The organism is Pullulanibacillus pueri, from assembly GCF_014639255.1.
GTDB classification, from domain to species: Bacteria; Bacillota; Bacilli; order Bacillales; family Sporolactobacillaceae; genus Pullulanibacillus; species Pullulanibacillus pueri.
Genome location: NZ_BMFV01000021.1, coordinates 43,337 through 64,334, shown reverse-complemented (window position 1 = coordinate 64,334; position 20,998 = coordinate 43,337). Strand labels below are relative to the sequence as shown.

The following is a 20,998-nucleotide window of genomic DNA, read 5'->3' as shown; positions in this document are numbered from 1 at the left end:
AACCCTTGATTTTAACTATTTCAAAATCGAATTTTTGAGTAAATCATTGATTTGATTATTGAGTTTCTTAAATGCTCGCTCTGGAGAAACACTACCATTCCAAATCGTATCTAAATCTTCCATCATAAAATCCTTAATTCCCCCAAACTCTGCCGTTTGTCTCGGAAAGGCAACCGTACTCGCAACCTTTGTATATTCTTTACGATAAGGCAACTTTGTAAAATCGGGTTTATCCCAGTTGGTTGTATTCGCTGGAACATGCCCAGCCTGAGCCCACATTTGACCATTTTCTTCAACAAACTTGGCAAATTCTAGCGCAGCTTTCTGTTTCTTAGGATCAGGATTCTTTTGAACAGGAAATATCAGATTATGAGAATCTCCCCACGTCACTTGCTTCCCAAAAATATTTGGAATGTTCATCGCTCCAAAATCCAGTCCCTTAGTCGATGCCCACGTTCCAGTTGCCCAAACCCCTGTCATTGTAATAGCAGCCTTTTGTGTCTGGAACATTTGATAAAAGTCTGCAATATTTCTCGGAATAAATTTTTGTTTAAAATACAAGTCTTTTATGAACTGGGCTGCTTTAATTGCCTTATCCATATCTAAAGCCGACCTTTGTAAATCCTTAGAAACAATGCCTTCCGCTCCTTGTTGGAAATAAAGTGCCCACCAGAGGCGATAAGGATCGTCTCCCCCATTCGATAAGGAAAAGGGTGCAACATCATCGGGTAACTTTTCCTTCAATTGCTGTAAAAAGTTAAGAAAACCATCCGGGCCTTTTCCTATTATCGGATTTCCGCTCGCATCTAAAAGCCCTGCTTCTTTTAGATATTTTTTATTGTAAAACATGACAAAGGGATGAGTATCGATGGGTAATGAATAATGTTCACCATTAAAGATAGATGACTTTAATATATTTTGATTAAAATCATCCCATTTCACATTTACCTTTGTTTCATTTATGATGTCATCTACTGGTGATAGAATCCCTAAGTTTTCAAGTTCTGGCATCATTGTGATATGCGAAATGGCTACATCTGGAGAACGGCCTGCTGCCACCCCTGAAACAAGCTTGGTATAATATTGCGTAGAGTCCAGTTGCATATTATTGACATGGATATTTGGATGAGTCTTGTTAAACTTATCTACAATTTGCTGCATATATTCTGCATCCCCACCACCAAACAACGTCCAATATTGTAATGTGATTTTGCCTTTCGCTGACTCTGATGTACTTCCCGCCGTTGAACATGCTGTTGAAAAGGAAAACAACGCTATCGAACATAAAAGGACAACGAATACTCGCTTCAACCTTCTCCCTCCTTAACTCCATTATGTAAATCATCAATTGCACCATTCTACTAAATTAATTAATTTAATTTAGTAGAATACCAAAAAAACTAACCACAGACTGATATCGCTTACAATAAAATTAATGAGAAAAGGGCCACTTCTTTCATTACCATTAATATAACATTAAAAATTGTTTTATTACAATAAAAAATATAAAAAAGATGAGGAATGTGTGACTAAGAGTTAACGAGTGGCCCCACAATCATCATCTTTTCCTTGAGTAAATTACTCAACATCTTTCTTCACATATTGCACCTTCATAATAATATCTTGCTCATAGTTGCCAAACCTTTTACCAAACAAGTTCATTCCACCCTTATTGACAGCATCCTCCTTCACACCAAATTTTACCGAAATATAAGGTTTTGAAGAGAGCTTTAAGACGTCAATAGTTGTATCAGAAATCTTTGTTCCGTCAATATAGCACCCTTGGTCCGTGATTCTCCATCTTTTCAGCAATCCATATTGAGTGTTATGTGTTTCCCACCATGTGGGTGTTAGAAAGCCCCTTTGGCCTCCAAAATCACTTGGGGAGGTCCAAGTTCCCAGCTCAACATCATTTATCCAAAGGGTAATATCTGATGGCCAATCTAATTTTGAATAGGGAGCCTCTGAACAAAGCTCTGCCGATATTTCAAATGCTGTACTTAATGCCCCATAAGGAATTCTATTGGGAAAACGATACTCAACATGACCGGATCTGAACCATAATAATTGGGCTTGTTTATGTATGGGTTCATAAAAACTTCTTGGATCATCGTGTAGTCCTAAGATCTCATCTTCACTTAATAAACCACACGTAGGCGCGACTTCACAATTCACATATTCACCAATAGGCATTTCAATAATAATACTATCATTTGGAGCAGGGAGGTCATTTTTTAATTCAATCGAGATTCTATCATATCTGCTAGAACTAATCTTTTGACTCCCTCTTCCTGGTATCATTTCTGTCGTAATTAATCCAGCATCTTCAAGCTTTTTTACATTAACAGCTGTTGTAGAAAAGGGTAAATGAAGCCTTTCCGATATTTCATTAACATTAAGCGGCCCTTTATTTAGCATTGTTAATATCTTCATTCGATGTTCATTTGCCAACGCTTTTAAGATAGGCATTGCATTCTCAGAATTTAGCTGCAAGTTTTTCAAAAAAATCCCCCTTTTTATTACAACATTTATTGAAATAATAACACACATTCTCCAAACTAAAAAAGCGGTTCTTAAATCGGAAATTATTCACCCTGCCTTTGATTTTTGGATTGAAGCTTGGATTGTCATTCACCACCTCAGTCCAGCCTAATGTTCGTGCTTTCTCACTCAAACATTAGATTCCCCCTTCCTAAAAGCATATTTTTTACCCTCTCACCATAAAACTTTGATCATCGTATCAGGTATATATTAAGTGTAAAAAAAGAAGACATCACCAAAAGTGATGCCCCTTAATGCCTTCAAAATAAGTTTCTATGCAATTGACTATGCCCACCACATATCAGCGGGTTGATCTTTAATCAATACTGTTTTTAGATTGGTTACGGCACGGTTAAAGCCTTCTTCAATGGACATTAATGGATCCTCGTGCTCAATGCTGACGACATAATCATAGCCATAGGTTCTTAAAGCACTCATCATGTCAGACCACTCGCTCACACTGTGACCACAGCCCACCGAACGGAAGGTCCATGCCCGCGTTTGAACATTTTCATAAGGCTGCATATCGGTGAGTCCGTACATGTTAACATTGTCTTGATCAATGTAAGTATCTTTCGCGTGGAAATGGTGAATCGCTCCTGCTTTTCCTAAGATCTTAATGGCACCAACAGGATCAATACCTTGCCACCATAAATGACTAGGATCAAGGTTCGCACCGATAGCATCACAAGTCGCTTCTCTTAGCTTTAAGATTGTATAAGGGGTATGAACAAGGAAACCACCATGGAGTTCAAGTCCCACTTTTACATTATGATCCTGTGCGAACTTTCCTGCCTCTTTCCAATAAGGAATAAGCTTCTTTTCCCACTGCCATTTAAGGACATCCGCATATTCCGTTGGCCATGGAACAACTGGCCAGTTTGGATACTTAGCGCCTTCGTGGTCACCAGCAGTTCCTGAAAAACAGTTCACTACAGGAACCTTGAGCATTTCTGCAAGTCTGACTGTTTTAATAAAAGTTTCATGAGATTCTTTGGCATAAGCAGCATCCGGTGAAATTGGATTCGCATGGCAGCTAAACGCGCTGATGGTAAGACCACGTGATTCAATGGCCTCCATGTACTGCTTACGCTTTTCCTCACTCTCAAGAAGTTCATCTAACGGGCAATGGGCATTTCCGGGATTTCCTCCTGTACCGATCTCCACGGCATCTAGTCCTGCCTTTTGTGCTGTATCCAACATATCTTCAAAAGATTGGTCTGCAAATAGAACTGTAAATACACCTAGTTTCACTAATAAAACCTCCTAGAAGTTGACCTGTCCATTGTCATTTAAATTTATAATTGAATAAATGTCTTAGTCTCATTGGACTCTAGTGCGGCAATAATCACCTGAAGAGACTTCATGCCTTCCTCACCTGGAACTGGAGGCACTGTATCATTCACAATACTCTCTATAAAGTTTTCCATGACGTGAGTGGTCGTTTGTCCACCCTCTTCATTCGTCTGGATTTTGTCTAACTCATAATTAACGGTTTCACCATTTTTGTATTCTACAATTAAAGAATACTTAGGATCATCTTCAAGACGAAGCACACCCTTTTCACAGTAGATAACAGTGGAATTATCCCCATTTCTTACATAGGACCAACTTGCAGTCAGCGTCCCGATCGCACCGCTTTCAGTCTTCAATAATGTGACCGCGTTATCATCGACATCCGTATTCTCTTTGGCATTCGTTTCAACCAAAGAACCTACTTCTACAATTTCACCGAGGAGATAACGAATCAAATCAGATTTGTGGACCCCTAAGTCGCCAAGGGCACCAATAAAGGCTCTCTTTTTATCAAAGAACCAGCTTCCAGCACCATCTACGCTCCATGCTTCAGGTCCTGGATGACCAAAAGTGGTTCTAAAGGTGTAGACCTTTCCTAACTCCCCGCTGTCGAGAATCTGCTTCGCTTTGACATGGGAGCTCACAAAGCGTTGATTATGAGCAATCATTAATTTTTTTCCGTTTTCTTTTGCCGCTGCAATCATGGCTTCCGCTTCTTCTCTTGAGGTGGCCATCGGCTTTTCACACAAGACATGTTTTCCTGCATTCAGAGAATCAATAGAGACTGGTGCGTGAAGATAGTTAGGAAGACATACACTTATGGCATCGATACTTCCATCCTTTAAAAGCTCTTTGTAGTCCGTATAAGCTGTCGCACCATATTGGTGAGCGACTTCTTCTGCACGTTCAGGCACAATATCACACACAGCGACGATATCTACATTTTCTAATCCCGCATACTCAGGTAAATGCCTTCTAATGGCAATGGCGCCACAACCAATGACACCCACTCTAACCTTACTCATGATCTTCTCGCTCCTTATAGGGTTCACAACGCGTTAGATCGAATATCCCGACACTCCTTATTGAGCGAACTGTTATTGGGCTATGATCCTTTCGAAACCCTTTTTTATTTTTTTATTTTATAAGATAGTAGTTTTATAGAATATGTTGCTGTTTTAAGTAATTTATACTGATTTCTATACTTTCTAAGGGTGAACGACGGCTTTGATCCTGTTCAACAATCCACCATTCAACACCCGCAGCTTCACCATAATCGGTGACACTTTTAAGGTCAACACCACCAGTACCAAGTTCAGCAAAAAAGCGCTCATCATCGGTCGTCATATCCTTCAAGTGGACTAATGGCGTACGATTTGGGTAACGCTTGATCCATTCAAGTGGATTTTCACCTGCTCTCGTAAGCCAATAAATATCAAACTCCGCTTTGACCCATTCAGGATTAGTATCCTCTAATAGCGTTTGTAGAGCTGAGCGGCCATCACTTAATGTCTCTAACTCAAAATCATGGTTATGATAGCTGAAAGTTAACCCTTCCTTCTTACAGGTCTCGCCAATCTGATTAAGACTCTTTACAAGTTGTTTATAATCGGCCTCTGTTCGTCGGTCAGGGAAGAGAAACGGGCAGACCACATGTTTACTGCCTATGGTTTGTTGATAAGCAATCACCTCAGATAAGTTACTTTCCAGTTGATCAATAGGAACGTGACTTGAAGCAGCTTTTAAGCCGAGTTGATCTAAGATATTTTTTAATTCCTTAGCACTCAAATCCCCATATCCAGCAAACTCAACCCCTTGATAACCGAGCTGTGCTACCTTTTCAAGTGTTTTGACAAAATCCTTCTCCGTTTCTTCACGAAGCGTAAACATTTGTAATCCTACTGGTATATTTGCCACTGCCATTCTCTCCTTCAGTTAGTTTTATATTTAAAAGTCAGAGAAGAGTAAGAATCCTAGTTTTGAAAGAAACTCTACCTCTCTCTTCTTTAAATAACCCTCTATTCATGCAATCGATTACATGAAAATGTAAAAATCACCTGAAAATTACGCCACACGACTCACGAACGATTAGCTCAGCTTGGTAGATAAAATGTTGTTCCTCGAGAGCTTCATTATTAATTCTTTCAATTAATACCGTCATGGCCTTTTTCCCCATTTGAAACAATGGTTGAGCCATCGTTGTAAGTGTGGGCTCAAAAACCTCAGAAAACTTAATATTATCGAAGCCCACAACAGCAATGTCATCGGGAACCTTTAACCCACGACTTTTAATAGATTTAATGGCGCCCATGGCCATTTCATCACTTGCACAAAAAACAGCTGTTGGGGGGACTGATGTATTCAGTAGAGCCGACATCGCTTCAAAACCAGAGCTAAAGGTGAAATCTCCTTCTTTAATCAAAGTGTGATCAACAAAATAACCACCTTCTACTATAGCCTGCTGATAGCCTTGCAATCGATCTTGACTTGATGTAATATCAAGCGTTCCAGAGATATGCGCAATTCTTCGATGACCTAACTTAAGTAAATGATCAGTTGCTCTTTTACCACTCTCAACATTATCAAGGGTCACTGTTGACACTTCAACGGTCGCTTTGGCGTCCGGTGTCACGACAATAGGAAATTCATTTGCAAGATCTTGTAAAACGGGGTCAGGGAGATTAGATAACAGAACGATCATCCCATCAACCTGTCTCTGCTTAAAATGATCGATATAATCATAGATTTTCTCAACCCGATGATTCGTATTTCCTAGCAAAACCTTGTATCCCCTTTCATTGGCAACCGCATCTATCCCTCCGACAATTTGCGAAAAGACATTGTTCTCAATGTTAGGGACAACTACAAGGATTGTCTTTGTTTCCATACGTCTGAGCTGTCTTGCAAGAACATTGGGCATATAATCTAAAGCCTTAATAGCCTTGAACACCTTTTGACGGGTTTCCTCTTTGACCGTTTCAGGATTCTGCAATGTTCTTGACACTGTTGCCGTTGAAACACCCGCTAGCTTAGCGACGTCACTCATTTTTGCTCGTTTAGTCATTGCTGTTTTCACCCGATCTTCTCGGCGCTAAAAACTGACCTTTTTTGAACACGACGAAAAGTCCTTTTGTTTCAGCTTCTGATGTAATCGATTACATCGATAGGTTTAGTATACTTGATTTATTTGAGAATAACAATAGAAAAATTTAAGAACATCCAGACACATTCATCTGTTCTTCGTTTGTTCAAGGAGTAACAAAGTATTCATACCAAAGGGCATCGCTAATAATCCAATGGATTGGAACGTAAGGCACGACATTTGAAGCACTCGTATAAATTGTGGTCCTCAACACCACTGGCTCACGTGTGCCACAACTTTAGTCCATTGGGAACGAGCGTGCGACACTTCGCGAATAGACTCCCGAGTTGTTCCAAGAAAGCTGATGACGAAACCTGTATAGAAGCCGCAGGAACAGGGACATTGTGGTCGGAATCCCTTGGAAATCATCCAAAGTGAGCTGTGGCCATGTCCGTGAAAATCAACGTGTTCAGACGAAGCGATGTGCCTCATACTAAGAATGAAGAAAAATCCGCTCCATTCAAGAATGAGCGAATTTTTCTATGAGTGACAGACTACTGTCCCAACTTCATGAATAAGCATCCACAAGCCTCACCTTGATTAAATAGACTCCTAGGGATACCAATACATCGTTAAAAATTACTGATAAGAAATTGCTTGTTTCCCTTGTTGCTCCCAAGCTTCTTTAAAATCCTCTTTATTGGCTTTTCTATTTTTTATTCCTGCGAGGGGATCATTAAAATACACATTTTTTTCATCAAAGCCTGTCACTAATACAGAGTGTTCCTGCATTGTGACTTTCATCGTACCATTTTTCGTTTTCCAATCTTCCCAATAGCTATCCGCTAATTTCTTAAATTGTACGTTTACAATGACCCATACTGGTTTTCCCTTTATAATTTGCTCTTCAACCTTTTTCCAGTCACTCCCTGTCATATCCATGACCCTATTTCCAAGATACTGCTTGGCAAGGTCAGCAACAGGACCATGATATACAGAATAACCGGGGGGTCCATGATACATATTGCCGACAAATCCTTCATTAGGGTCCCCTTTAAGGCCATTTTCCTCAAAAGGCACAGTTTTCATTTTATCCGCAACGGTCATTTTATCCACATCGATTCCTGCGCTCTGGAGTAGCATCGTTAAGCTTGTGACCTCACACCCATTTGGTAACTCTGGCAATTGGTTAATCAAAGTAACGTCCAATATTTTAGATGTAGGCACCTCAGCTTCATCCGCTTTAATCCAACCTGTTTTCTTATTTTTATCATGAATATGGTACCAACTGTCCGCGTCTATATCTGCTTTTTCAAAGACAATGACAACCTCGCCTTTTTTTAACGTCTCAATCACTTGCTCCTCTGAGCCTGGATGCCCCGTGACTTTTGTGGCTGCCGTGGTGACCATGACTTTGTTCAATGTCGTGGTTTTAATACGCTTTTTTTCTAAGGCCTCTGTTTCGACATTTCCATTGACTTCCACTTCCTTCAATGCTTGGCCTGTCGTTTTTTCCTTTACACCATTCTGTTGAGTAGTGCTTTGAGTTTGATCTTTCTCACAGGAGACCACAAATAAAAGACTGAGAAGGACCAACGTGAATAACCCCCATGTTTTCATAAGTTCCTCCTCACATTGACAAAAAGATTTAGATTCTATTATAAAGGATGAACGAAAAAAATAAATCATTTTGAAAAAAACTACTTAATTGCTAAACCTCATAAGACAAGCGTCTAGGACAACCCGTCTATGGATCTAGCCGAAACCCCTATATAATTAGTGTTTCTTCATTCAATTAAGTGGGTAGACTGAAAAGACATAAGGTGAGATAAACTTAAAAGATTCACAAACTTTCCAGAGAAAAAGTTCAAAGATGACTTCAAAACATGTTATAATGGATCAGAATGTCTAAGTAATGGGTGTAAGAAATAGAGAGCGCCTATGGAGGAATGCATTAAATGTTAAGCGTAAATAATATCAGTCTACAATATGGTGGCCGCAAGCTATTTGAAGACGTCAATATAAAATTCACGCCCGGTAACTGTTATGGTCTCATTGGTGCAAACGGTGCGGGTAAGTCTACTTTCTTAAAAATTTTATCGGGTGATATCGAGGCTCAGCAAGGGGAGGTTCATCTTTCACCAGGTGAACGCCTTGCCGTTTTAAAACAAGACCACTTCGAATATGAGGAAAATGAGGTCTTACAAACGGTCATTATGGGGCATACACGTCTTTATAAAATTATGCAAGAAAAAGATGCCATTTATGCCAAAGCTGATTTTACTGAAGAAGACGGGATGAAAGCAGCAGAACTTGAAGGCGAATTTGCAGAGCTCAATGGTTGGGAAGCTGAGCCAGATGCTGCGATTCTGCTCCAGGGTCTCGGGATTCCTGAAGAATTACACACTAAGAAAATGGCAGAACTTACCGGTTCGGAAAAGGTCAAGGTTCTCTTAGCACAGGCCCTATTTGGTCAACCTGATATCCTGCTTTTAGACGAACCAACTAACCACCTTGATCTCAAAGCCATTCAATGGCTCGAGGAATTTCTCATTAACTTTGAAAACACCGTCATTGTTGTCTCTCACGACCGCCATTTTCTTAACAATGTGTGTACGCATATTGCCGATCTTGATTTTGGCAAAATCCAAATTTATGTCGGAAACTACGATTTTTGGTATGAGTCCAGCCAGTTGGCTCAAAAAATGGCACAAGAAGCAAATAAGAAGAAGGAAGAAAAAATTAAAGAATTGCAATCCTTTATTGCACGGTTCAGTGCGAACGCTTCTAAATCAAAACAAGCCACCTCTCGTAAAAAGCTTTTAGATAAAATTAGCTTGGACGATATCAAGCCTTCTTCACGTCGTTATCCTTATGTTGCCTTCACGCCTGACCGCGAAATCGGTAATGATTTACTAGAGGTTCAAGGATTGTCTAAGACCATTGATGGTGAAAAGGTGCTCGATAATATCAGCTTTACCATGAACAAAGATGATAAGATTGCTCTTGTGGGCGATGAACTGGCCAATACAACGCTATTTAAAATTTTGGCTGGTGAAATGGAACCTGATAGTGGATCGTTCAAATGGGGTGTGACGACAAGTCAAAGCTACTTCCCTAAGGACAACGCCAAATACTTCGAAAATAAGGATGTTAACCTCGTCGACTGGTTGCGTCAATTTTCACCACAAGATCAAACGGAAAGCTTCTTAAGAGGCTTTTTGGGAAGAATGCTGTTCTCTGGTGAAGAGGTCTTGAAAAAGGTTAATGTTCTATCCGGGGGCGAGAAGGTCCGTTGCATGCTTTCACGCATGATGTTGAGTGGTTCTAACGTACTCATGCTTGATGAACCCACCAACCACTTGGACCTTGAATCCATCCAAGCATTGAATAATGGCTTGATGAATTTCAAAGGCTCTGTCATCTTCACCTCACACGATCATCAATTTGTAGAGACGATTGCCAACCGTATTATCGACATTCGTCCTGACGGCATGTTTGATAAGCAAATCTCTTACGATGAGTTTCTTGAACTACAGCTACAAAAACAACAATAATTGAAAATATTAAAGGGTCTTGCCACTGGGGCAGACCCTTTTTTTAATAGATAGGAATAGATGCATCCGTTTTTCTTAGTTATCTAATTTTTTTTGCGTCAGAGACTTTAATGTTTACAAATTCTAAAGCTTTTACGACTGGTGCCTTGGTGACTAAGCTGACTACGATAAAAATAACAGTCGAAACAATCAGCCCCCACACTCCAGAGCCTAAATTCAACGGTGGCTCCATCCCTGTAAATTCAACAATAAGAACAACAATCGCCCCTATCGTAACACTTGAAATCACACCCGCAGCCGTTCCCCTTTTCCAGAAAAACGTGCCAAAGATAGCAGGAACAACAACAATTAGTCCAGCCGATGAGGCTACAGATAAAACCGAAATTAAGTTTAATTTTAACTCTGCAAAAATAAAAGCAAGAATGGCGATAATAGGCAAAATAACTTTGCCCACTTGAAGTTGTTTCGCGTCTGATGTCCCCTTCTTGACATTTCCATAAACATCTCTTGAGAAAAGTGACGATAAGGTTAAAAGAATCGCATCAATCGTTGAAACTGCCGCTGCCAATATCCCAATCATGACAATTACGCCTAGAACAGGTGGCACCAAGTGTGAAGAAAGCAGTTTTGGTGTCGCTAAATCCGCTGTTTCTAGATGAGGGAAGGACGCTAAGGCTGAGAACCCCCATAATACAGACACTAAAGTATAAATAAAGCCGAAAACTAGAAACCCCATGAGCATATTTCGAAGTCCACGTAATGAACCGGGCATATACAACCTCTGACTCACCTGCGGATTTGATAAACTAAAGAAAAACCAAGGCAATGTCATACTCAAAAAGGTTGTAAAGCTAAAATAACCATTTCCAGGAACGGCGAGTGAATCTGAATGATTCTGCTTCAAAGTATCAAAAAAGTGACTAAAGCCCCCTAAGCCATGAATGACTAAAAGAACAACAATAGTTGAAGTAATAATCATAACAATTGCTTGCAGAGAATCTGTCCAGACGACCGAACGAATACCCGCTATAAAAGAGAAAAGAAGCGCCAAAATCGTCGCAATCACAACCCCTACTGTAAAAGGAATGGCATTATTCGTCATCCCTTGAAGTAAGTAACCGACACCTGCAAGCTGAACGGCACTATAAGGAATTAAGAAAAGGCAGTTTGATAAAGCGATAATCATTGCTACCGTTTGACTCTCATAGCGGTCACCCATCATTTCCGATGGTGTTAAATAGCCTTTCTTCTTCCCAGCAATCCAAAATTTAGGACCAAATAGGGCAACAAGAGACACGCCAATAAAATAAATAATCTCAAAGCCTAAGGCCCCTACCCCACCTTGATAGGTTAGACCAGCCAGTCCCACCATCATAAAGGCACTGTATGTCGTCGCACTGTAACTCATTGCCGACAAAAATCCATTCATTTTCCGGCCCCCAAGAAAGTAGCCCTCCATATCGGTTAAATTTCCACGTCTTGAAATGACAGCAACGAACAAGGAGATCACAATATAAATGATAACCCCTATCCAAACCCAGTATGTACTCAACTTACTTCCCCCAATTCCGCGTGACTAAAAAGTTAAAACCAATAATGACCAAGGCTACGATAGCCCAAAATAAAAAGCTCCCATACCATGCATGAACTTCAGTTAAAGCTGTATAAGGAATGAGATAGGCTAAAATAACAATAATGACAAAGACCGTCCCCCAAAGGACCCCTCGCTTTGTTTCCAAAATAGATCTCCCCTCACTTCTCGTTTTGATATATAGTCATATGTCTTTACAGCTATATTTACACAAGAAACAAAAAAATACAATCCTTTTTTCTTATTCGAGGCATCCTAAAGTCATACGGAGCATTTGAAAACAGGGCTTATTTTTCACCACTTCGCTAAGCACAGCCAATGTTCTGGCATACCCTTCACACATTAGTTTGTCGCCAAGTGCCAATAACGAATGGAGCGCTTTTTTCCCCTCCTTACCCTTATCCTTGTGACAACGTCGAAGCTAGCGCCTTAACCACCCCAAAAAGTAAAGAACACTTTTCGGGGACCCCGATTACCACCCCAAAAAGTAAAGAACACTTTTCGGGGACCCCGATTACCACCCCAAAAAGTAAAGAGCACTTTTCGGGGACCCCGATGGTGCGTCGAACGCCGACCCTACCCACATCGAAAAATCGTAAAAATACGATTTTTCTGTGAGGATGATTCTCTTAGCAGCTTTCCTTAGTCGTGTGGGGCATGAGGAAAGCGAGCGCTCTGGAGTGGAGAGCCACACTGTTCTGCTGGCCAGAAATTTTATACTTTCTGATCTTTAGAAAAAACCACAGTTTGATCACTGTGGCTTTTTTCCCTTATTCTTTTTTAAGCATGGGAGCCTTCACCTGTATACGTCTCTCCCTCAAATTTATGCCGCATATATTTATGGAAAAACCATTCTCCCACCATAATAACGATAGCTGAAATAAGAGGCTCCCGTATTAAGGAAACAGGCTTATCCAAAAACAGATTTCCGAATATCCAAACCACCAAAAGTGCTAAAATAAAATCGGCAATTGTCGCCATCATATTGGCTGTTGTTGGAAGTATCCATAAGTCCCCAATTAAATAAGCGCCAACTGTCAAAATGAGACTAGTCCAAAAGACAGCTGAAAAAGACCAATTATAAAATAAACCAGCAACAATATATAAGATCGCAAAACACATGACAAACTTTATGAGTAATGGAACTAAATGTTTCATGTTAAGTCACCTACCTTTGTTTTTACATTGCTCAAAAGAAGGTGGGATTATTCTCATCACTACGATTTTTTTATCTGGATGTTCTATATTATTCTGGACAGTCTATCTTTAAGAGTCTTTAAATTTTTTTAGCCTTCACGAGTCAACGTCGAGTTGTTCCGAGAAGGCTTAACTTCGAAGCAACACTCTTAGACGCAGGAACAGGGGGCTTTTAACATAAATACTTTGGAGCCCGAAAAGACCTCTCCAAAGTGAGCTGAGGCCATGCCCGTGGAAAGCGAAGTCTTTTGACGGAGCGATTCGCCTCATGCTAGGTATAGAAAAATCAGGCCATTCAAGAATGTTCAGATTTTTCTTTGAGTGAAAGACTTCTGTCTCAACCTCTTCCTTTATCTTATATACTTTTCTCAGCCTCCATCTTGTCCCTACAACTAAAGCAATTGTTGAAGCTGTTCTACGGTCCCTTGAATGATCACTGGATTCTTCTTCGGATCCATCCACTGAAGGAGCTTTACAATATTTTCTTCAGAAACTGCTGTACATCCCGCTGTATATTTATCAGGCCCTGGCCAGATATGAAGAAAAATCGCACTTCCTTTATTAGGGATGGCGTCCTCATTATAGCCAATGACCGCAGCATATTTATACAAAGGAATGCTCAATCGCTCATAGGAACGCCAACGCAAGTCAGGATCTCCCTTGTAAACCACCCACTGATTATAGTCTTCAGAAGTCACATCATCCACCCAATAATCAAAAGCTGTGGTTTGTCTGTAAGGAAGCTTTATGCCTAGTGGTGACTTTTCCGTTCCAAAGCTTTGTCTGATTCTATAAATGCCGGCAGGAGAGCGCATCCCACCCTCCTTCATATCGAAGGTAATGCCTTTTTGTCCAATAACTGCTCGCATCTCTTCTCGTTTTTCCCAGTTGCCGTTGCCCCATTCATATACAGTTAGCAACGCTTGAGACGATCGGGAAGAGTGGGCCGTCACAATCATTGCTTGTTCTGAATGCTCCTCCGCTCTTACTCTTTCTAGCAGCCGATCTACATAAGTTATTTTCAGAGATGCTTGATTGCCTGTTTTGCTATTCATAGCTCTCTCCCTCTAGTGCCTTCACTGTTTTAAGAAGGTGCTTAATCTTATTCCCATTATATTTTACTTTCCAGCGAAAGAATGTCGATTTTTATAAAAAACTTGATTAATGATTAATTATTTTGCAAGGAGGACTGTTCCCCTCAAAAACATTTCGGAAACAGAACTGCTCAAGCAAACGTTCTGAAGCGCAAATCCACACCCTCCTGATGACCAGAAATTTTATACTTTCTGATCTTTTAACAAAAACCACTAGGACATACACTCCTAGTGGCTTTCGACTAACTTAAACATATTCTTTCACTCAATATCGAGCAAACTTTTTAGCAAGGGCAGCTACATCAGGGATACCAAGACCTGTCGCTTGATTATAGATAGTCCCTTTTGTACCCGTATAAAAGAGATTATCATTAGCACTACCTGTTGCATTTAACGGATCAAACGGTGAATCCTTTTCTTGAGCAAATCGATAAATTTGCGGGTTCCAGAATCCAACTCTGTTGTGATTATCACTATTAATCAAGGCGGAAATGCCACTCAGCTGTGGCGCAACAATACTCGTTCCCCCTATAGCAGACATCTCTCCATTGCTTCCTGGATTTCCAGGATCACTAGTATAAATTTTATAGCCACTATAAGGATCAGCATTCATCGAAAGATCAGGAAGATTGCGTCCGCTTCCTTTCCCTTTAACAATTTCAGGCTCTATTTTTTCTACAGATGAAAAATCTGCATTGGCTTGCCATTGCTTTACTCCTGTATACGTATTGACGCCTCTTACACCCTTTTGATAGTCAGGCGTATCAAATTGTGTGCTAAAGCCACCACCGCCACCAACAAAATAATTCGCCAACCAGCCTGAAGGTGTATTCAATCCAAGAGAATCAAAGAAAGGATATAAATAATCCCAGCCCCAGGCACGCTCATGATTAACTTGGACCTTTACGCCAGAACTGGTCGTAACCTCCCATGGTAAGGTTGTCCCACCAGCTGCCGTAATATAGGGACTATCAGCTGGATTATCTACTGAAAGTTGGTAGGTTCCCAAACTACGGGTCGCATCATAAGCACCTGCATCTCCCGCCGCAGCAAACATTGAAATCCCTTGTGCAGCCGCTTGCATGAAGAGCTCATTAAAGACCTCAGCGTATTCAGGGGACTCCATCTGTTGATCAACATAATAATCAATTGTCGGCTCACTTAATCCCCAGCTAACTGAAAGTTGTTGTGCCTTATTTTCATTGATCGCTTGCGCAAAGGCATCCACAAAACCTGGATCTGTATTTGGCCCTACATAAACATTAATATTGGCATCTGGAGCAAGGGCCCCTGACTGCTCTACATCGAGTGTCGTTTCATCATAGCCATCATAGCCAGAGCCACCATCAACTTCATTGACCTTAATACGATGAGGTTTTGTTTCAATGCCTTCCTGCTTCCAAAAACTATAGGCATCCTCGGGATTAAAATCCGCTAAAGTCACAATGCCTATGGTTTGTCCTTTACCAGTGGCCCCTTTATCGTATAAAGGCTGAAGATGATAATGCTCAATGAGATCCGATGGGTCTAAATTTAAAGGCCCTTGTTCAGCACTCTCTTTAATATCAACCGGCCGTTTAGCTATATTTGTTGTAAAACTGGAATAATCACTTAATCCTAGAATCGCTAAAATATTTTGAGCCACATCTTTTGGAGCTCTTGGACTTTTTTTAGTCGCTCGAAAGCTTTTCCCATGGAATTTTGCATGCTTAAGCTCAATACTGAAAGCTTTGTTAAACTGCGCCACTGTTCCTGTAGCAGTAATAACTAAATTATCTTTGTAGACCTGGCTTTGAATACCAAATGATTTTAAGTAACGAGTGACTCTATTAACCTCTGATGGGTTTGGAGCATATTTGGCTTTAAACTGACTCACATTTAAATATTTGTGGTAGTTACGACTCCCAGGGGTAACCGTGCTATTAATATAACGCTGCAATTCTGCCTGGTTCTGGACCTTCATTACGATATCCACTGTGACTTTTGTACTTGGATCAACGTCATCAAAATAATTCGCTTGATCTAATACAGCAGAGCCTGTTCCTTGTGGAATGACTTGGGTCGTTGGTTCTTTAGCAGAAGCGGTTATAGGGAGACTACCAAGAATTAATGTCCCACCAACAACAACAGACAAAAGTCCTTTTTTAAATTTAAAGTTCACTGAAATGCTCCTCTCCACTCTATTCATATCACCCCGTTTAAGAGACAGGCGGCCATGGGAATGCTTTGGCCAATGAAAACAAGTGCATAATTCGTCTATTAAACTTAGCGTGAATTTAGAATAAGTGATAGATTCAGTTTATTCAATAAGTGGATAGTCCCAAGTCTGACATAAATCAAAAGATCGCTCTAGTCATTCATACCTATCATTGGACCTATCCTTTATCACAATTAGTACTTTGTGCTTACTTCTTAATAAACTTTTTATCTATAAAAGTTTTTGTTAGTGCTTTCGTCCCTAAAAGACACCCTCAGCCCTAAAGTTTTCCCTGATAATTAATTAACTATTATAATAATTAAGACTTTCCTAAATTGGTTTACATCCCCTACTTGAGGTGGTTATCATAAGTTATAAGCAATAATAAAACTTAAGTGACATGAAGGAAGGAAAGACAAATGACGGAAGAATGGCTGTTTGTCGATACCGGTGATCAATCTGCAGCCTTTAACATGGCCTTTGATGAAGCCTTACTCAATTGGGTCCACCAAGGGAAACTTAAACCTATCCTTAGATTTTATGGCTGGAAACCTGCCGGGTTATCTCTCGGTTATTTTCAGAAAACGAAAAATCGGATCAATATTGATGCGGCTAAAAGCCATGGTTTTGATATTGTGAGACGCCCAACAGGTGGATTAGCCGTCTTGCATGACAATGAATTAACTTATAGTGTCGTCATCAGTGAGGCGCATGAAAAGATGCCTTCTTCGATAACAGCGGCCTATAAGGTGCTGTCCATGGGGCTATTAGAAGGCTATCGAAAGTTAAATCTTCAGGCGTCACTTGCCGAGCCCAAAAACATTCCTGGAAAATCGGGGACAGCTGTCTGCTTCGAAGAACCCTCATGGTATGAACTTGTGGTAGATGGGCGTAAAGCCGCTGGCAGTGCCCAAACCCGTCAAAAAGGCGTCATCTTGCAGCATGGCTCAATTCCATTAGAAATCGATGATGAAGTGCTCTTTCATTTATTTGAATTTCCAAATGAACGCATAAGAGAACGTGCAAGAAAAGCTTTTGGTGATAAAGCTGTGGCCATCAACCAAGTCGCCCAGTCCCCCTTCTCATTAACCGAGGTGAAACAAGCATTCAAAGAAGGTTTTGAAAAAGGACTTGATATTACCCTTACCCCCTACGAACCCGATAAAGAATTATTAGAAGAAGCCCGTCAGCTTGCTCTAGAGAAATACAATAATCCTGAATATAATTTCTCACGCTAGGAGTGATCGTCAATGTCTAATAATGAAGGTTACCAAAGAAAACCCGAGTGGCTAAAAATTAAACTCAATACCAATAAAAGCTACAAAAGCTTAAAGAAAATGATGCGTGATAATCGTCTACATACCGTCTGTGAAGAAGCAAAATGCCCCAATATTCATGAATGTTGGGCCAGTCGTAAAACTGCCACTTTCATGATTCTCGGCAATATTTGTACGCGCGGTTGTCGTTTCTGCGCGGTTCAGACAGGAAGACCAACTGAACTTGACTTACAAGAACCCGAAAGAGTCGCCGCCTCTGTTGAAACGATGGGTTTGCGACATGTCGTTGTCACTGCCGTTGCACGCGATGATTTACAGGATGGTGGAGCGGGTGTCTTTGCCGAAACGATACGTGCTATTCGACGGCGCGTCCCTAATTGCACCGTCGAAGTCCTTCCTTCTGATATGAAGGGAGATTATGAGAGTTTACGCACACTAATGGATGCTAAACCCGATATTTTTAATCATAATATCGAAACCGTTCGGCGCTTAACCAAACGTGTCCGTGCCCGGGCCACTTATGACCGTTCCCTTGAGCTTTTGAAGCGTGTAAAGGAAATAAGTCCAGACCTTCCAACAAAATCGAGCATGATGCTTGGACTAGGTGAGACAAAGGAAGAAGTACTAGAAGCGATGGATGATCTCCTCGCCCATAATGTCGATATCTTAACCTTAGGCCAATACCTGCAACCCACGAAAAAACACTTAAATGTTGAACGTTATGTCCATCCCGATGAATTTGATGAATTTAAGAAAATCGCCTTAGAGAAAGGCTTTAAGCATTGCGAATCAGGGCCACTCGTGCGTTCCTCTTACCATGCCGATGAACAAGTTAACGAAACCGCTCGCCGTCGTCAGTTAATGCAAGAGTGGAAAAAATTAGAAGATGCAAAATAAGTCACATTCTCTATAGAAGGACTAGACCCAACGTCTAGTCCTTTAAAATATCTTCATTCTATGAGCACTCACATCATGATCCGCCTCGTAGGTCTTTCGAGTCCTCTTCATCTTTTAATAGAGGAAGCCTCCTTCTGAAATAACTTCCCTACTCCGGATCTCCTTGAATTTTTTTATTATAGAACTACCAGCACTTGTAAGCGCAACCGCTCTTTATTTTCCATAATTTTCAATTGACACTGTTTCTTGCACACTATATTATTAATATCGTTACTTCGAAAGACTCGAATGCTGTAAAGGAAAGTGAGCTTTTCTTGCTTTATTTGTAGTATAAAAGAATCGTAACTAAATAAATAACTTATCAAGAGTGACTGAGGGAACAGGCCCGATGAAGTCCAGCAACCTTCCTCTTCGGAAAAGGTGCTACATCCTGCAGAATGAATTCATTCTGAAAGATAAGGTTCACTAAGATGCAAACCTCTTTCTGGATGAAAGTGGTTTTTTTTGATGGTTTCGTAAAAACTATCACAATAAATATGGTAAGCAAGGAGGGCCCTCATGCTTGTACTTAAAGATATTCACAAAGTATATGGAAAAGATAAAAAGCGCGTCGAAGCCTTAAAAGGCATTAATCTTGAAGTCGGCAAAGGCGAGATCTTTGGCGTAATTGGATTTAGCGGAGCGGGAAAGAGCACACTCATTCGTTGTGTCAACCTTCTTGAAAGACCGACGTCAGGTCAGGTTTTGATCAATAATGTGGATATGCAGAAACTCCCTCCACGCCATCTTAGAAAAGAACGTAAGAAAATCGGTATGATTTTTCAACAATTTAACTTACTTAACGCCAAAACGGTCTTCAAAAATGTGGCGATGCCCTTGATTATCGATGGCCGGCCCAAGCAAGAAATTGAGAAAAAGGTCAATGAACTGCTCTCCTTTGTTGGTCTATCCGATAAAGCCAAACAATATCCCGAACAACTTTCTGGGGGACAAAAGCAAAGAGTCGGTATAGCGAGAGCACTTGCGACGGATCCACATATTCTTCTCTGTGATGAGGCAACTTCAGCACTCGATCCCGATACGACTCAATCTATTTTGGAACTTCTAAAAAAGGTCCGAAATGAGCTTGGCATTACCATTTTGATAATCACACACGAAATGAATGTGATCCGTGATATTTGTGATAAAGTAGCGGTGATTGACGGTGGGGTTATTGTCGAACAAGGCTCTGTTTTAGATGTCTTCTCTGAACCTAAAAAGGAGATTACAAAGAACTTTGTGCGGACAATTCTCAATGATGAAATACCACCAACCATTAAAACATTTATAAAAACGAAGCATCAGCATTCTGACTCTCATTACATGTATCGCGTCCTTTTTAAAGGAGCATCGGCCAATAATCCCTTGCTATCCAATATCGCGAAGCAGTTCCCGGTAGATGTGAATGTCATTCATGGTACGATTACCGAGCTACAAGGAATACCTTTTGGCAATCTCATTATCGAATTGCAAGGGAAACCTGAAGATATCAAACAAGCTCTCGCATTTATTAAGCAACAAGAGGTCATTGTAAAGGAGGTCGACATCCATGCCACTTGATTGGAGCTATTTTAGACCCGAATTAATCCACGCCATTGAACAAACACTTCTCATGGTCGGAGTTGGTTTACTTATCTCACTTATTATTGGTATACCTTTAGGGATTGTATTAGTTGTCACTAGGGAAAATGGAATTTTACAGAACAAGTTTATCTTCAGTGTTCTCAGTGTCATTGTTAATATTTTTCGGTCAATACCATTTATCATTTTGATTGTTGCCATTATTCCTTTTACTCGTTTTATCATTGGAACATCCATTGGGACTGTCGCTGCCATTGTCCCTCTTGTCATTTTTACCGCTCCCTATATTGGGCGTTTAATTGAAAACTCTCTACTAGAAGTAGACAGCGGAGTCATTGAACTTGCACAAGCCATGGGAGCAAATCCGTGGCAGATCATCTGGCGTTTTCTTTTACCAGAAGCCTTAAGCTCTATTATCCTTGCCGTTACAATCGCAACGATTGGTCTCATTGGGGCCTCGGCCATGGCCGGAGCTGTCGGTGGCGGTGGATTAGGCGATCTCGCTATTGTCTACGGCTATCAACAATTCCAGACAGAAGTCATGATAATTACCGTCATCCTTCTCGTCATTTTTGTTCAGCTTATTCAATCCATTGGTAACCTGCTTGCCAAGAAAATTCGTAGAAAATAAAACAATTTTTTGGGGGTA

General features: G+C 40.6%; 17 protein-coding genes and 1 riboswitch. Of the genes, 5 read left to right on the top strand and 12 right to left on the bottom strand.

Annotated features, from left to right (window positions below):
- Window positions 1-15 precede the first annotated feature (15 nt).
- The 7 genes from IEV91_RS13490 to IEV91_RS13460 form a co-directional block, all read right to left on the bottom strand.
- Window positions 16-1,311 (bottom strand): ABC transporter substrate-binding protein, encoded by a 1,296-nt coding sequence (locus IEV91_RS13490; protein WP_188497944.1) that lies wholly within the window; start codon window positions 1,309-1,311, stop codon window positions 16-18.
- Between the two features lie 267 nt (window positions 1,312-1,578).
- Entirely contained in the window at window positions 1,579-2,502 is a 924-nt protein-coding gene (locus tag IEV91_RS13485; protein WP_229745598.1) for an ArsR/SmtB family transcription factor, read from the bottom strand.
- Window positions 2,503-2,826: 324 nt separating this feature from the next.
- Window positions 2,827-3,795, bottom strand: a complete 969-nt coding sequence (locus IEV91_RS13480; protein WP_188497942.1) for a sugar phosphate isomerase/epimerase family protein — start codon at window positions 3,793-3,795, stop codon at window positions 2,827-2,829.
- Between the two features lie 44 nt (window positions 3,796-3,839).
- Window positions 3,840-4,862 (bottom strand): Gfo/Idh/MocA family protein, encoded by a 1,023-nt coding sequence (locus IEV91_RS13475; RefSeq protein ID WP_188497941.1) that lies wholly within the window; start codon window positions 4,860-4,862, stop codon window positions 3,840-3,842.
- Between the two features lie 133 nt (window positions 4,863-4,995).
- A complete protein-coding gene (locus IEV91_RS13470; RefSeq protein WP_188497940.1) occupies window positions 4,996-5,754 on the bottom strand; it encodes a sugar phosphate isomerase/epimerase family protein in 759 nt (252 codons plus the stop codon).
- A gap of 136 nt (window positions 5,755-5,890) precedes the next feature.
- On the bottom strand, window positions 5,891-6,901 hold the full coding sequence (locus IEV91_RS13465; protein ID WP_188497939.1) for a LacI family DNA-binding transcriptional regulator: 1,011 nt from the start codon (window positions 6,899-6,901) through the stop codon (window positions 5,891-5,893).
- Between the two features lie 657 nt (window positions 6,902-7,558).
- On the bottom strand, window positions 7,559-8,539 hold the full coding sequence (locus IEV91_RS13460) for a C39 family peptidase (RefSeq protein WP_229745597.1): 981 nt from the start codon (window positions 8,537-8,539) through the stop codon (window positions 7,559-7,561).
- A gap of 338 nt (window positions 8,540-8,877) precedes the next feature.
- Between IEV91_RS13460 and IEV91_RS13455 the strand changes: the two genes are divergently transcribed.
- The gene (locus tag IEV91_RS13455; RefSeq protein WP_188497938.1) at window positions 8,878-10,476 is read left to right on the top strand and encodes an ABC-F family ATP-binding cassette domain-containing protein; all 1,599 of its coding nucleotides are present in this window, start codon (window positions 8,878-8,880) and stop codon (window positions 10,474-10,476) included.
- 79 nt (window positions 10,477-10,555) lie between these two features.
- Here the strand turns inward: IEV91_RS13455 and IEV91_RS13450 are convergent, their stop codons facing one another.
- From IEV91_RS13450 to IEV91_RS13430, 5 genes are all read right to left on the bottom strand, one after another.
- The gene (locus IEV91_RS13450; RefSeq protein WP_188497937.1) at window positions 10,556-12,028 is read right to left on the bottom strand and encodes a sodium:solute symporter family protein; all 1,473 of its coding nucleotides are present in this window, start codon (window positions 12,026-12,028) and stop codon (window positions 10,556-10,558) included.
- 1 nt (window position 12,029) lies between these two features.
- Window positions 12,030-12,215, bottom strand: coding sequence for a hypothetical protein (locus IEV91_RS13445; protein WP_188497936.1), 186 nt, complete (start codon window positions 12,213-12,215; stop codon window positions 12,030-12,032).
- Between the two features lie 632 nt (window positions 12,216-12,847).
- Window positions 12,848-13,225 (bottom strand): YndM family protein, encoded by a 378-nt coding sequence (locus IEV91_RS13440; protein ID WP_188497935.1) that lies wholly within the window; start codon window positions 13,223-13,225, stop codon window positions 12,848-12,850.
- Between the two features lie 431 nt (window positions 13,226-13,656).
- A complete protein-coding gene (locus IEV91_RS13435) occupies window positions 13,657-14,319 on the bottom strand; it encodes a L,D-transpeptidase family protein (protein ID WP_229745596.1) in 663 nt (220 codons plus the stop codon).
- Window positions 14,320-14,623: 304 nt separating this feature from the next.
- The gene (locus IEV91_RS13430; protein ID WP_229745595.1) at window positions 14,624-16,519 is read right to left on the bottom strand and encodes a S53 family peptidase; all 1,896 of its coding nucleotides are present in this window, start codon (window positions 16,517-16,519) and stop codon (window positions 14,624-14,626) included.
- 455 nt (window positions 16,520-16,974) lie between these two features.
- Here IEV91_RS13430 and lipM point away from each other — a divergent pair, with 455 nt between their 5' ends.
- The 4 genes from lipM (at window position 16,975) to IEV91_RS13410 (ending at window position 20,980) form a co-directional block, all read left to right on the top strand.
- Window positions 16,975-17,793, top strand: a complete 819-nt coding sequence (gene lipM, locus IEV91_RS13425; RefSeq protein ID WP_188497933.1) for an octanoyltransferase LipM — start codon at window positions 16,975-16,977, stop codon at window positions 17,791-17,793.
- 12 nt (window positions 17,794-17,805) lie between these two features.
- Window positions 17,806-18,729, top strand: coding sequence for a lipoyl synthase (lipA, locus tag IEV91_RS13420; protein ID WP_188497932.1), 924 nt, complete (start codon window positions 17,806-17,808; stop codon window positions 18,727-18,729).
- 355 nt (window positions 18,730-19,084) lie between these two features.
- Window positions 19,085-19,191, top strand: a riboswitch (SAM riboswitch).
- A gap of 96 nt (window positions 19,192-19,287) precedes the next feature.
- Window positions 19,288-20,328: a methionine ABC transporter ATP-binding protein gene (locus tag IEV91_RS13415; RefSeq protein WP_188497931.1), complete on the top strand. Its 1,041-nt coding sequence runs from the start codon at window positions 19,288-19,290 to the stop codon at window positions 20,326-20,328.
- Window positions 20,318-20,980 (top strand): methionine ABC transporter permease, encoded by a 663-nt coding sequence (locus IEV91_RS13410; protein WP_188497930.1) that lies wholly within the window; start codon window positions 20,318-20,320, stop codon window positions 20,978-20,980. The genes IEV91_RS13415 and IEV91_RS13410 overlap by 11 nt, the downstream gene beginning before the upstream one ends.
- Window positions 20,981-20,998 lie beyond the last annotated feature (18 nt).

Coding starts and splice junctions, on each gene's coding strand:
- IEV91_RS13475 (WP_188497941.1), bottom strand. CDS start 4,862: ATGAGTAAGGTTAGAGTGGGTGTCATTGGTTGTGGCGCCATTGCCATT.
- IEV91_RS13465 (WP_188497939.1), bottom strand. CDS start 6,901: ATGACTAAACGAGCAAAAATGAGTGACGTCGCTAAGCTAGCGGGTGTT.
- IEV91_RS13460 (WP_229745597.1), bottom strand. CDS start 8,539: ATGAAAACATGGGGGTTATTCACGTTGGTCCTTCTCAGTCTTTTATTT.
- IEV91_RS13455 (WP_188497938.1), top strand. CDS start 8,878: ATGTTAAGCGTAAATAATATCAGTCTACAATATGGTGGCCGCAAGCTA.
- IEV91_RS13440 (WP_188497935.1), bottom strand. CDS start 13,225: ATGAAACATTTAGTTCCATTACTCATAAAGTTTGTCATGTGTTTTGCG.
- IEV91_RS13435 (WP_229745596.1), bottom strand. CDS start 14,319: ATGAATAGCAAAACAGGCAATCAAGCATCTCTGAAAATAACTTATGTA.
- lipM (WP_188497933.1), top strand. CDS start 16,975: ATGACGGAAGAATGGCTGTTTGTCGATACCGGTGATCAATCTGCAGCC.
- lipA (WP_188497932.1), top strand. CDS start 17,806: ATGTCTAATAATGAAGGTTACCAAAGAAAACCCGAGTGGCTAAAAATT.
- IEV91_RS13415 (WP_188497931.1), top strand. CDS start 19,288: ATGCTTGTACTTAAAGATATTCACAAAGTATATGGAAAAGATAAAAAG.
- IEV91_RS13410 (WP_188497930.1), top strand. CDS start 20,318: ATGCCACTTGATTGGAGCTATTTTAGACCCGAATTAATCCACGCCATT.